Source organism: Nocardia neocaledoniensis (genome assembly GCF_029868625.1).
Classification (GTDB): Bacteria; Actinomycetota; Actinomycetes; order Mycobacteriales; family Mycobacteriaceae; genus Nocardia; species Nocardia neocaledoniensis_A.
The window spans coordinates 1-13580 of the sequence record NZ_JARWOJ010000288.1 but is presented as its reverse complement, the minus strand read 5'-3'; the positions used below and the strand labels follow the sequence as shown (position 1 = coordinate 13580).

The 13580-nt window shown below is 70.8% G+C and carries 9 protein-coding genes; 7 read left to right on the top strand and 2 right to left on the bottom strand.

From position 1 onward, the window contains the following. The first annotated feature begins 215 nt into the window (after nucleotides 1-215). Genes QH270_RS21870 through QH270_RS21860 form a run of 3 tightly spaced genes read left to right on the top strand, consistent with a single transcriptional unit; the run spans nucleotide 216 to nucleotide 2608 of the window. Nucleotides 216-869: a Uma2 family endonuclease gene (locus QH270_RS21870; RefSeq protein WP_280345546.1), complete on the top strand. Its 654-nt coding sequence runs from the start codon at nucleotides 216-218 to the stop codon at nucleotides 867-869. Nucleotides 870-897: 28 nt separating this feature from the next. Continuing rightward, nucleotides 898-1593, top strand: coding sequence for an ankyrin repeat domain-containing protein (locus QH270_RS21865; protein WP_280345544.1), 696 nt, complete (start codon nucleotides 898-900; stop codon nucleotides 1591-1593). Between the two features lie 31 nt (nucleotides 1594-1624). Continuing rightward, nucleotides 1625-2608: an aminoglycoside phosphotransferase family protein gene (locus QH270_RS21860; RefSeq protein ID WP_280345542.1), complete on the top strand. Its 984-nt coding sequence runs from the start codon at nucleotides 1625-1627 to the stop codon at nucleotides 2606-2608. A gap of 17 nt (nucleotides 2609-2625) precedes the next feature. Here the strand turns inward: QH270_RS21860 and QH270_RS21855 are convergent, their stop codons facing one another. Further along, entirely contained in the window at nucleotides 2626-3480 is an 855-nt protein-coding gene (locus tag QH270_RS21855; protein ID WP_280217827.1) for a LysR family transcriptional regulator, read from the bottom strand. Between the two features lie 134 nt (nucleotides 3481-3614). Between QH270_RS21855 and QH270_RS21850 the strand changes: the two genes are divergently transcribed. From QH270_RS21850 to QH270_RS21835, 4 genes are all read left to right on the top strand, one after another. Further along, a complete protein-coding gene (locus QH270_RS21850; protein ID WP_280345540.1) occupies nucleotides 3615-4889 on the top strand; it encodes an NAD(P)/FAD-dependent oxidoreductase in 1275 nt (424 codons plus the stop codon). 201 nt (nucleotides 4890-5090) lie between these two features. Next, nucleotides 5091-5909 (top strand): GNAT family N-acetyltransferase, encoded by an 819-nt coding sequence (locus QH270_RS21845; protein ID WP_280345538.1) that lies wholly within the window; start codon nucleotides 5091-5093, stop codon nucleotides 5907-5909. Between the two features lie 5 nt (nucleotides 5910-5914). Next, nucleotides 5915-6862 (top strand): lysophospholipid acyltransferase family protein, encoded by a 948-nt coding sequence (locus QH270_RS21840; RefSeq protein ID WP_280345536.1) that lies wholly within the window; start codon nucleotides 5915-5917, stop codon nucleotides 6860-6862. 378 nt (nucleotides 6863-7240) lie between these two features. Next, complete coding sequence (locus QH270_RS21835) at nucleotides 7241-13408, top strand: non-ribosomal peptide synthetase (protein WP_280345533.1); 6168 nt, start codon at nucleotides 7241-7243, stop codon at nucleotides 13406-13408. On the opposite strand, the gene QH270_RS21830 is transcribed toward QH270_RS21835, so the two are convergent. After that, on the bottom strand, nucleotides 13395-13580 hold a 186-nt coding region (locus QH270_RS21830), incomplete at its 5' end, for a hypothetical protein (protein WP_280345530.1). The two genes, QH270_RS21835 and QH270_RS21830, sit on opposite strands and share 14 nt — an antisense overlap.

The window sequence follows — 13580 nt, the reverse complement described above, 5'->3', positions numbered from 1 at the left end:
TTTGTGGTGGGGGTGTGGGGTTTTTTTGTGGGGGGTGTTTTTTTTTTAATTATTATTTTGGCCTTCTCCGGGGGGGGGGGGGCGCTCTCCCCCCCCCCCCCGCGGGGGCGGGGGGGGGGCGGGGGGGTCCCCGGGGGGGGGCCGCTCGCGTCCGCGGTGGTCGGGGTCCGTTCGGAGCCCCGCCCGTCGGTGTCGCGCTCATTTATGATTGCGACATGTCCCTGCCCGGTATCGATCGCCCTGACCTGCCCGAGTTCATGACATGGGAGCAGTTCGAGCAACTTCCGGAGGAGATCGCCGGGCAGATCGAGCTCTGGGAGGGCCGGGTCGTCTGGCTGCGACGTGGCCCCGGCGAGCATCAGATCTTCATGCGCCGCCTGACCAATGCTCTGGAGCGGTCCGCGCGGGACGACATGGCGGCGAACCCCGACCGTTGCTGGGTGGCCAATCTCGAGACGAATGTCTTCCTCGGTGTGACCGGCAAGTCGGACTTCGTCACGCCGGACTTCTTGGTACACCGTTGCCTGGACGGCCCTTACCGCGATGTTCGCGCCGCCGACACCGTCATGGTGGGCGAAGTCCTGTCGCCATCGAACACCTCGGCGCTCATGCAGGCGAAGCGAGCCCGCTACGCGGCGGCTGGGATCCCTTGGTACTGGGAGGTGATTCTGGAGCCGGACACCAGCGCGATCGCCGTCATCCAGGCATACGGACTGGACACCGCTCCGGCGCGCCTGCCACAGGGGGTGAGCCCGCTGCACCCCGTCGACTACCGTCTTGTCGACGAATGGATCAACGACGATGGCGCGGTGGTGTCGTTCCCACAGCCCTTCTCGATCGAGATTCCCTGGTCCGCGCTCGCCTTCTGAGCGACGCGCCTGTCGCTACACTGCCCGCGTGGAGATCCTGTGGTGGGGGAGTCATCGGCGGAAAGCCTTCAGCGACGAGGGGATCGCCGCGCGCGACAGGCTGGCGGATGCGGCGCGGGCCGGCGAGTGGGATGTGGTGCTCGAACTCGCCGAGCGGCATCGCAGCGTCAATGCCGTTCGGGTCGGGGGGAATTCGGTATTCGCGCCGCTGCATCAGGCCGCGTGGCTCGGGGCGCCGGAGGCCGTGGTCGAGCGGCTGATCGAGCTCGGGGCGTGGCGAACGCTGCGGATCGCCGACGGGGACACCGCCGCGGACATCGCCGACGCGCGGGGCAACGATCACCTGTCGGCACTGCTCGCGCCGCAGCTGGTGCGCGAGGTCGACGCCACTGTGCTCGCGCAGCTCGAATGTCAGTTGCACGCGGTGATTCTGGGTCGGGTGCTCGAGCCTTCGCGATCGAATTCGCCACCGACGCGGACGAACTCGATGTCTCGAGCTGGTGTCGGGTGGCCGGTGGCTCGGGGCAGCGGCACCGGATCCGGCCGGACGGGTTCGAGCTCGTCGACGAGGGCTTCGTCTAGTCGCGGGGTCTCGGCGCGGTCCGGCCGCGCTACTCCGGCTCGGCGCGGCTGGTCGACCTCGCGCGGTCTGCACGGTGGGCCGATGTCGCTGGAGCGGAACGCCCGTAGAGGTCGGGGATCTCGTTCGCGGTGCGCCGGTTGACGTCACGAGCCTGCCTCGGCAGGGTGAGCGGATGACGCTGGGACGAATGCCGGTGGTGTTGCCCGCTGAGGTCGAGGACACCGTCCGGGAGGTGTTCGGCGAGCCGGGTGCCCGGTGGATCGAGGCACTGCCCAGGGTGGTCGCCGAGTTGGCTCGACGGTGGGACCTGACGGAGTTCTCCGCGCCGTTCGGCGGCGGAACGCACGCCTATGTGGCGGCTGTGCGGCGCGCGGACCGGTCGTGGGCGGTGCTGAAGGTGCCGATGGTGGACGAGGAGAATCTCGCCGAGGCGAGCGCGCTGCACTGCTATGGCGGGGACGGTGCGGTCCGGCTGCTGGACTTCGACCCGGACAGCGGGGCGCTGTTGCTCGAATGGGCCAGGCCCGGAACGGAATTGCTGACCCAACCGGGTTTTCCGAGCCTCGAGGGCAGGCCGGAGAACCGCGACAAGGTGGCACTCGCGTGCGCCCTGTACCGCAGGCTGCGGCGTCCGGTGGTCGCGCTGCCGCCGCAATTTCCGGCGTTCCCGCTCGCCACCGATCTTCCCGCCGCACTCCGCGAACGGCTCGACGAACCGAATCCCGCACTGGCACAGCTGCTCTCGACATCGCTGCGCGACCTCGTCGAACGCTGGTGCGGCGAGCTGGCCGAACCGGACGGCCCGCCGCTGATCGTCAACCGCGACACCCACCTCGGCAATATCGTTGCCGCCGAACGCGAACCGTGGCTCCTGATCGACCCGAAACCGTGCCTCGGTGAGGCGGCGTTCGACGCGGGTTTCCTGCTCATGATCCAGGCGCAGTCGAACCCCACCCGTGACCACGTGGACACTGTCGTCGCCGCCACCGCCGCGGCGCTCGGCGTCGATCCCGTCCGGGCCCGCGGCTGGGCGCTGGTCCGCGCGGTCGAGGAGATGACCTGGGCGATCGAGGACGAAGACCCCGACATGCTCGCCCTGCACACCGCCGTCGCCTACGCGCTGGCCGACCTCCCGTTCGCCGACCGGCAACGCTGAGGCGTCCGGCCGAACCGTCACCGCCGGTGCAGCGCGTCCAGCAGTGTCTTCACGATCGGATTCTGACGCCCGTCCTCGCGCAGCACGGCCGAGACCGGGATGCGGAGGCGGTGATCGGTGAGATCGAGGGTGAGCAGGCCGCGCGTGGGGCCCTCGTAGAGGATCGTCCAGGACTCCGGCCGGTTCAGCAGCTCCATGGTGGCGGTGTGATCGGGCGGGATCGGGGGGCCGAAGGTGGGGCCGGTCGGTAGGTCGGCGAACGCCGAGCGGATCAGGGTGTGCAGCAGCACCTGTTCCTGCTCGGGCGGGAGCAGCAGGGGGTAGGGCGCGAGATCGGCGAGGGTGACCGCGCCGCGCCCGGCCAGGGGATGACTGCTCGAGATCGCGATCACCAGGTCCTCGACCCACAGCTGTTCCACCGCCAGGCCGGGCTGGTCGACACTGCCGCGGATCAGCGCCAGATCGCAGTCGCCGTCGGCCACCGCGGTGATGCGCTGCCGGAACGGTTTGATCACGTACTCGATCTCGGCGTCGGGGTGCGCGGCGCGGGCGGCGGCGATGGCCGAGAGCGAGCGCGCCGCGAAGGACATGTTGGCGGCCAGGCGGACGCGCGGCCCCGTGGTGCGGACTGCCGCGCGGATCGCCGACTCGAGGCTGAGCATCTGCTTGGCCAGCGGGAGCAGGCGCAAGGTCGCGTCGGTGGGGACGACGGCCCTGGTGGTGCGCTCGAACAGCTGCGCGCCGAGGTCACGTTCGAGTCTCGCGATCTGGTGGCTGATCGCGGACTGGGAGATGAAGCAGCGGCTCGCGGCGCGGCTGAAACTGAGCTCCTCACAGACCGCGACGAAGTACGCCAGCTGGCGAAGTTCCACCAGGTCCCTCCTATTTATTAGTCATACAGATAAGAGTCATCTTCAGTATGCGCCCAAACACTGGAAACATCTACGTTCCGCATCGCGTTTACTCATATGAAAGGACTCATTACCCGATCTTGGAGCGCGCGATCATGGAACACACGGATGTCGTCATCGTCGGTTCGGGCTTCGGCGGACTCGCCGCTGCCAAGCAACTGAGCAAGTCACGAATCAACTACGTCCTGATCTCGAGCACGCCCGAGCACCTCTTCCAGCCGCTGCTCTACCAGGTGGCGACCGGGGTGCTCGCCTCGGAGGAGATCGCCCCGCCGATCAAGAACATCCTGCGCCGCCACGAGGGCGCCGATGTCCGGCTCGGCAAGGTGACCGGTATCGACGCCGAGGCCGCCGTCCTGACCTACGAGACCGCCGAGGGTACCCGCCAGATCAGCTATGGATCGCTGATCGCGGCCACCGGCGCCAGCCAGAGCTATTTCGGCCGCGACGACTTCGCCGAGAAGACCTTCTCGCTCAAGACCATCGACGACGCCCAGCGCCTGCGCGATCAGATCGCGTCGGTCTTCGCCGCCGCCGAGCACGCCGACGCGGCGACCAAGCAGAAGCTGCTCAGCTTCGTCGTGGTCGGCGCGGGCGCGACCGGTGTCGAGGTGGCGGGCCAGATCAAGGAACTCGCCAAGCGCCACTTCCACCAGGAGGTATCGGTGACGCTGGTCGAGGGCGCGGGTGAGGTCCTGCCGCCGTTCGGTGGCGGGCTCTCGGAGTACGCCAAGCGCTCGCTCACCGACAGCGGCGTCGAAGTGCTGCTCGGCACCTTCGTCACCGATATCGACGAGGGCAAGGTGACCGTGCGCGACGCCGACGGTATCGAGCGCGGTATCGCCGCCGAGACCGTCGTGTGGTCGGCCGGTGTGCAGGTCGGCGGGTTCGCCGAGTTGCTGGCCGAGGCCACCGGCGTGGAGACCGATCGCGCGGGCCGCCTGCTGATCAACCCGGACCTGACCGTCGGCGGCCACGCCGACATCTACGCGATCGGCGACATGACCTCGCTCAACGGCTACCCCGGCCAGTCGCCGGTGGCGATGCAGGAGGGCCGCCACGCCGCCGACATCATCCGGCGCAAGAAGGACGCGGGCACCCCGTTCGTCTACTGGGACAAGGGCAGCATGGCCGTGATCAGCCGATTCAGCGCGGTGGTGAAGCTCAACGACCGCATCACCTTCCGCGGCACCATCGCCTGGGCGATGTGGCTGGCCGTGCACCTGCTGTACCTGGTGGGCTTCCGCAACCGCTTCGCCGCGGTGGCCTCGTGGCTGGTCGCCTTCCTCGGCACCGGCCGCCCCGGCTTCGCGGAGGTCCGCAAGGCCGCCCCGGCCCGCGAACCCGAATCACTGTCGCGCGCGGCCTGATCCGCCCCGCCCGACCACACGGCCCGCCGGTGTTCCGGCGGGCCGTTCGCTGTCGTGGAAACAGCAAGCCCGCAGGTCGGCGAACGGTTTGCGGCCGGGTGGTGAACGGGGGGTGTGACCGAAGTCTCGTTCACCGAACCGGCATCGCGTCGACACTTCGCGGTCAGCCCGATGCCGATTCGGGCTGGCTTCATCAGCACTATGACAATTTCGTCCGTGTTGACCGCGCCGGCGCCGGACTCCGGGGTGGGGAAGTCTCGTTACTCGCTGGTCGTCGCGTCCGACGCCGAGCACCGGGAAGCCGCGCAGCGCCTGCGCTTCCAGGTCTTCGCGTCCGAGCCCGGATTCCAGATGCCCGACAACGGTACCGGCCTCGACGCCGACCGGTTCGACGAGCACTGCGACCATCTGCTCGTCCGTGACGAGTTCACCGAGCAGTTCGTCGGCTGCTACCGGATGCTGCCGCCGGACAAGGTGCCTGCCGCGGGCGGGTACTACACCGCGACCGAATTCGATCTCGCCCAGCTCGATCCCGAGGGCTACCGGATCGTCGAGATGGGCCGGGCCTGCGTGGTGCCCGATCACCGCAACGGCTCGGTGCTCACCCTGATGTGGGCGGGCATCCTGCACTACATCCAGCTCACCGGATACGACTGGGTGATGGGCTGCGTCTCGGTGCCCATGCAGGACGGACCGGAGGACCCCGCCGGGGTGAACGTGCGCGGCGTGCGCGACATGTTGCTCGGCCGGCACGCGTGCGACCCCGAGCGCCGCGTGCACCCGTACAACCCGGTCGTCGTCGACGGCCTCTCCCTCGACCAGCTGACGCCGCCGAGCCGCCCCAAGTTACCCCCGCTGCTGCGCGGGTACCTGCGGCTGGGCGCCGAGATCTGCGGCGAACCGGCGCACGACCCCGACTTCGCGGTCGCCGACTTCGTCGCCCTGCTCGGCCTGGAAACCATCAACACCCGGTACCTGGAGCGGCTGCAGAGCGCGGCCGCCAATTTCGACGGGAAGTAATCGCCATGGTGTTCGACGCGCCGCCCGCCCCCCACTCGCACTCGTGGATGCCGTCGAGCCCCTGTGGTTCCGGCTGCATCGAACCGATCGACGAGGTCGGTACCGCCAGGATGATCGCGCGCCTGGCCGGTGTGCTCGGACTCGTGCTCACCTTCCCGGTGCTCACCGCCGCGACCCCGAAGGCGCGCAGGGAGAACCTGCAGCGCCGCTACGCCAGGGCCGCGCTCGGCTGCCTCGGCATGCGCCTGCGCATCGTCGACAACCGTCCGCCGCAGCAGGTGTCGGCGGCCGGCTACGCCGATCCCGGCACTGCGGTGATGGTGGTGACCGGCCACATCGGCTGGGCCGATGTGGTGGCCCTCGCCGCCGTGCAGCCGTGCAGTTTCGTCGCCCGCGCCGACATGGTCGAGTGGCCGGTGCTGGGCAAGCTCGCTCAGCTCACCAGGGTGATCCCGATCGAGCGGGCCCGGCTGCGCGAGCTGCCGGGCGTGGTCGGCCAGGTCGCCCAGCGGCTCGCCGAGGGCAACCGGATCGCGGTGTTCCCCGAGGGCACCACCTGGTGCGGACGGGCCTACGGGTCGATGCGTCCGGCCATGTTCCAGGCCGCGATCGACACCACCACTCCCGTGCAGCCGGTGCGCCTACGCTATCTGGACCGGCACGGAACACCGTGTACCGTCCCGGGTTTCGTCGGTGCGGACACCTTCGCCGATTCCGCCGAGCGGGTGCTGCGCAGCAAGGGCATGGTCGTCGAGATCGTCCTGGAACCGCACGAGCACCCCGGCCTCGACCGCCGCGATCTGGCTCGCCGGTGCGAGGCGGCGGTGCGCGGTACCGATCGCTCCCGGCACGGCGTGCTCGACACCGAATGGATCGAGGCGGGTTCCACCCGAGTGCAGGATCCGTCGGTGGATCAGCGCACCCCCGAGGCCGCCACGGCTACTGCTTGGTAATCGACCGCAATTTGCTCCCCTCCGGACCGGAGACCGCTCTACGTGGTCTCCGGTCTTTTCGTATTTCGGCGGGTTAGCCGGAAATTCGCAGGTCATCCGCGAATGCGCGGCGACGCCGAAATGTGAAACGCAACTGTCCGCTCGTGAGGTCGTTTCCCCTGCGTATGAGCTGTCTATGACCTGGATTACATACTGAGCGGTTGGCTATACCCAATCCATGGGATGTCAAACCTTCGAATTGCCGATGCGCCGAAATTGATGAGATATTTCCGGTACCGTCACGCAGGATTTTCCCGATACCCCGGTAGAACCGAGAGTCCGGCGACGATCGAACAGTGCGATTGCCTGGGTTCTCCATGGTGAAGGGAAGCGTTACCGGTGTCCGAGCAAGCTTCTGGCGTCCGCCCTCCCGCCGAGCGCCGGGCACGCCGCCTGTCCGGCCGTACTCTGCCGCGGCTGCTGATGGCGGCCGTCGAGCGCGCCCCCGACTCGCGGGCGCTCAGCTTCGCCGGGCGCTCGCTCACCTACACCGAACTCGACCAGCAGTCCTCCCAGCTGGCGCGCGTGCTGATCGGGCGTGGCATCGGCCCGGGGGACCGGGTCGTGCTCGCGCTCACCAGGTCCATGGAGGCGATCGTCGCGCTGTGGGCGGTGGCCAAGACCGGCGCCGCGTTCGTCCCGGTCGATCCGCGCTATCCCGCCGAGCGGGTCGCGCACATGCTCGCCGATTCCGGCGCGGGCCACGGCATCGCGCTCGTCGCCGACGCCGCCCGGCTCGACGCGGGAGTGCGCTGGTTGGCACTGGATTCCGCGGCGTGCCGAGAGGAGCTGGCCCAGGTCTCGGACGCGCCGGTGGCCGCCGCCGACCGCACCCGCAGGCTCTTCGGCGACGACATCGCCTACGTCATCTACACCTCCGGCTCGACCGGCGTCCCGAAGGGCGTCGCCGTCACCCACACCGGCCTGGCCGGGCTGTGCGACGAGCAGATCCGCCGCTTCGGCATCACCGGCGACGCGCGCACCCTGCACTTCGCCTCGCCCAGCTTCGACGCCAGCATCCTCGAGCTGCTGCTCGCCGTCGGGGCGAGCTCGACGATGGTCATCGCGCCGCCCGACATCTACGGCGGCGACGAACTGACCGAGCTCATGCGCGCCGAACGGGTGACGCACGCCTTCATCACGCCCGCCGCGCTCGCCGGGGTCGACGGATCGGGACTGCCCGACCTGGCCGCGATCGTCGTCGGCGGTGAGGCCTGCCCGCCGGATCTGATCGCGCGCTGGTCGCCGGGCCGCCGGTTCTACAACCTCTACGGCCCCACCGAGACCACGGTGGCCGCCTCCATCAGCGATCCGCTGGCCCCCGGCGATCGGATCACCATCGGCGCGCCCATTCCCGGCATGACAGCCCGGGTCCTGGACGCCCGCCTGCGACCCGTGCCCGACCGGGTACCCGGCGAGCTGTATCTGACCGGGCCGGGGACGGCGCGCGGCTACCACGCGCGCGCCGGGCTCACCGCCGCCCGGTTCGTGGCCGACCCGCTCGGTGGTGGCCGTCTCTACCGCACGGGTGACCTCGTGCGATGGGACCACGCGCCGACCGGGGAACCGCAGCTGGTCTTCCTCGGCCGCACCGACGCCCAGGTGAAGCTGCGCGGCTTCCGCATCGAACTGGGCGAGATCGACGCGGTGCTCGGCTCCGACGAGTCCGTCCGCGTTGCCGCTACGCTCGTGCGCACCCTGCCCAGCGGCGCCGACGCCCTCGTCGCCTACGTCGTGCCCGCCCCCGGCGCCACCGTCGACACGGCATCGCTGACCGCGCTGGCCCAGCGGCGGCTGCCGCAGCACGCGGTGCCCGCGGCCATCGTGGCGATCGAGCGGTTGCCGTTGACCCCGGTCGGCAAGCTCGACCACCGGGCGCTGCCGGAGCCGGTGCTCACCGCCCGTACCGTCGAGGCACCGCGCGGCGGCACCGAGGAGGCGGTGGCCGTGGTCTTCGCCGAGCTGCTCGGCGCCGACGAGATCGGCCGCGACGACGACTTCTTCGCACTCGGCGGCAACTCCCTGCTCGCCACCCAGCTCGCCGGCCGACTCGGCGCGCTGACCGGGGTGCGGGTCCCGGCCCGCACGGTCTTCGAACACGGGACCGTCGCCGCGCTGGCCGGCGCGCTCGACGCGCTCGTCGGTGACGCGGCCGCGCGCGTCCCGCTGACCCGGCGCGAGCGTGGCGAGCGGGTGCCGCTGTCCCTCGCCCAGCAGCGCATGTGGTTCATGGCGCGCCTCGACCCCGAGTCGAGCGCGTACAACATCGCTGTCGCCCTTCGCCTCTCGGGCCCGCTCGACACCGCCGCGCTGACCGCCGCCCTCGACGACGTGCTCGACCGGCACGAAGTGCTGCGCACCGTGTACCCCGAGCACGACGGCCAGGGCTACCAACGGGTGCTGACGGTGGCCGAAGCGGGCATCGACGTGGCCGTCACCACGATCGCCGAGGGCGACCTGCGCGGCGAACTGGCCCGGCTCACCGTCGGCGGATTCGACGTCTGCACGCGAGTCCCGGTGCGCGCCGAGGTATTCCAGCTCGCGCCGACCGAGCATGTGCTGGCCGTGGTGGTGCACCACATCGCCACCGACGGCTTCTCGCTCGGCCCGCTCACCCGCGACCTGATGACCGCCTACCTCGCGCGCGTCGGCGGCGCGGCGCCGGACTGGGCGCCACTGCCGGTGCAGTACGCCGACTACACGCTGTGGCAACACGAGATGCTCGGTGCCGCCGAGGATCCCGCCTCGCTGCTGGCGACCCAGCTCGACTACTGGCGCGGTGAACTGGCCGGTGCGCCCACGCTGCTGGAACTGCCCACCGATCATCCGCGTCCGCCGATCGCGGGCGGTCGCGGCGCGGCCGCGCACTTCGCGCTCGACGCCGACCTGCACCGGGCACTGGAAAGCCTCGCGCGCGAGCACAACGCCTCGCTGTTCATGGTGCTGCGGACCGCGCTGTCGGTGCTGCTGGCCCGGCTGGCCGGCACCGATGACGTCACCGTCGGCGCCCCCGTCGCGGGTCGTGGCGAGCCCGAACTCGACGACCTGGTCGGCATGTTCGTCAACACCGTGGTGTTGCGCACCCGGGTCGACGCCGCCGAACCCTTCGCCGCCCTGCTCGACCGGGTCCGCGAGACCGACCTGGCCGCCTTCGCCAACGCCGAGGTGCCGTTCGAACGCCTTGTCGCCGAACTGGATCCGCCGCGCACCCAGGCCCATCACCCGCTGTATCAGGTGGCGCTGTCGCTGCAGAACTTCGGCGGCGTCCGTCTGGAACTGCCCGATCTGGTGGTGTCGGCGGTCGACCTCGGCGACGAGGTCGCCCCGGTGGACCTGCAGCTGACGGTCGTCCCGCACGAGGACACCACCGGACCGGCGGGGCTGCGCTGCTCGTGGCGCTACGCCGCCGACCTGTTCGACGAATCGACCGTCGCCGCGCTCGGCCAGCGCCTCGGCACCCTGCTGGCCGCGGCCGTCGCGGCGCCGCACCGGCCCGTCGGTGACCTGCCGATCCTGCTCGAGGGCGAACTGACCGAGCCGGCGGGCGCGGTGTGCCCGGTGCCGGACCCGACACTCCTGGACGCCTTCCGCGCGCAGGCGCTGCGCCGCCCGGACGCACCCGCGGTCACCTTCGCCGACCGCACGCTCGGCTACGCGGAGCTGGCGAGCCGGGTGAACCGGTTGGCGCGCTTGCTGATCGCGACCGGTGTCGGTCCGGGATCGACGGTCGCGGTGGGGATCAGGCCGTCGATCGATCTGGTCGTCGCCATGTACGCGGTCTTCGCCGCGGGCGGCGCCTACGTGCCGATCGATCCGGACTCGCCCGCCGAGCGCCGGGCCGACATCCTCGCCGCGGCGGCTCCGGTGTGTCTGCTGACCACGGCGGCCGACGCCGTCGTGGCCGACGGCCTGCCGGTCGTCTCGGTGGACCTGGTCGCGGATTCCGGTGCGCTGTCGGCCTTCTCGGACGCCTGGCTCACCGATGCCGACCGGCTGCGGCCGTTGCGGGCGCTGGACCTGGCGTATGTGATCTTCACGTCGGGGTCGACCGGCAAGCCCAAGGGTGTCGGTGTGCCGCACGCGGCCATCGTCAACCAGGCGGCGTTCATGGTCGGCAAGTACGCGGTGGGGGCGAACGACACTGTCCTGCAGTCGATCCCGTTCACCTTCGACGCGTCGATGATCGGATTCGCGACACCGCTGCGCGCGGGCGCGCACATGATCGTGGCCGCCGCGCACGGCCTCACCGATCCCGCCTACCTGGCCGGCCTCATCGCCCGGCACCGGGTCACCGGTACCACGATCGTGCCGTCGGTGTTGCAGATGCTGCTGGCCGATGCCCCCGAGGGCGCGCTGCGCTCGGTGCGCGCGGTGTGGGTCGGCGGGGAGCCGCTGCCCAACGCCACCATCACCCGCTTCGCCGCCGCCACCGCGGGCAGGCTGCACAACCTGTACGGCCCGACGGAGGCGACGGTGTCGATCACCGGCGCCGACGTGACCGAGGTGGGCGCGGGTGTCGTCCCGATCGGCACGCCGCACTGGAACTCTCGCGCCTACGTACTGGACGCCCGGCTGCGGCCGGTGCCCGTCGGCACGCCCGGTGAGCTGTACCTGGCCGGTGCGCAGCTGGCCCGCGGGTACCTCGGGAGCCCGGACAAGACGACCGAGCGATTCGTCGCCGATCCCTTCGCCGGTACCGGTGAACGCATGTACCGCACCGGTGATCTGGTGCGCCGGCTGCCGACCGGGGACCTGACCTATCTTGGCCGCACCGATGTCCAGCTCAAGCTGCACGGTCTGCGGATCGAACCGGGGGAGATCGAGGCCGCCCTGCGCACCCATCCCGCTGTCGCGGGCGCGGCGGTCGCGGTGCACCACGAACAGCTGATCGGCTATCTCACCCCGGTGGCGGGCGCGACGATCGATCTCGCCGACGTGCACGCCGCCATCCGTACTCTGTTGCCGCCGTACATGATTCCGCACCGGCTGCTGGAACTCGACGAGTTCCCGCTCGGCGCCACCGGCAAGCTCGACCGCAAGGCGCTGCCCGCTCCCGAGGTCGAGGTGCGCGAGTACCGGGCACCCGCCACCGCCGACGAGCGGGTCGTGGCCGAGGTGATCGCGGAGGTCCTCGGGCTGGAACGGGTGGGCCGCGACGACGATTTCTTCGTGCTCGGCGGCACCTCGCTCTCGGCGATCCGGGTCCGCGCGGCGCTGGCAGAGCGGCTCGACATCGAGGTGCCCTTGCGTCTGCTGTTCAGCTATCCGCTGGTCAGCGACCTGGCGCTGGCCGTGCGCGACGAGTCATCGGCGGGGGCGAGCGGCCCGGACCCCGCCGCCGACGCGATTCTCGACGCGTCGATCGATCCCGCCGGGTGCGCTCCCGCGCGACCGGGCGACCCGGCCACGGTGTTGCTCACCGGCGCCACCGGATTCCTCGGCAGCTTCCTGCTGCGCGAGTTGCTCGAGCAGACCGGTGCCGTCGTCCACTGCCTCGTGCGCGCCACCGACGACGCGGGCGCGGTGGATCGCGTCGTGCGCACCGCCGCGAGCTACGGCATCGACCTGCGCCCCCACCTGGACCGGATCGTCGGTGTACCAGGCGATCTCGCGCGGCCCCGGCTCGGACTCGACGCGGCGCGCTTCGCCGAACTGGGCGCCGGGATCGACGCGATCTACCACAACGGCGCGCTGGTCAACCATCTCGAGCCGTACGCCAGGATGCGCGAGGCCAATGTCGGCGGCACCACCGAGGTGCTGCGCCTGGCCACCACCAGCCGACTCAAGCCGGTCCACTACGTGTCCACGCTGTCGGTGCTGGCCGGGATCCCGCAGGACAGCGGGGTGCCCGGCGGGCTGCCCGGCTACGCGATGACGAAGTGGGTCGCCGAACAGCTCGTGCACACCGCGATCGAGCGCGGCGTCCCCGTCGCCGTCTACCGTCCCGGTCTGATCACCGGTGACTCACGCACCGGAGTGGCGCCCGCCGAGGACGCCTGGTGGACCATGCTGCGCGCCATGCTGGTGCTCGGCGTCGCCGTCGACGTGCGCGCGATCGGCATCGAGATGGCGCCGGTGGACCATGTAGCGGCGGGGATCGTGCGGTGCTCGCGGGAGCCCGCCGCGCTCGGCAACATCTACCGCGCGGCGGGCGCCCATGTGTCGCTGCGCGTGGTCTACGAGGAGATCCGGCGCCGCCACTACCGCTTCGACTTCATCGACCCGATGGAATTCGGGTTGGCCTTGACCGCCGCCGCCGAACGCGTGGACGCCGATCCCATCCTGGCTCGCGCTTCGGCGCTGAGTGGCAACTACGCCGCCGCGATCGCCGCGGCCGACCCGTCCGCTGTGCTGAGCGTGGTCGAATCCGCCGCCGCGACCGAGCCGTTCCGCGGGTTGCCGATCGAGTTCCCCCCGGTCGACGCCTCGGTCATCAGCCGCTACTTCGATCACTACATCGACATCGGGTTCTTCCCGACGCCAGGGGGCAGTCTCACCCCGGCGTGAACCGGTGCCGGGGGGGGGGGGCCCCCCCCCCCCCCGCCCCGGGGCCCCGGGGGGGGGGGGTGTAAAACCCCCCCGCGGGGGGGGGCGGGGGGGCCCGCGGGGCCTGATCGATGCGGTTGCCGATTCCGGCGGGGGTGCCCGACTTCTCGGCCACGACGATGAGCACGAACGC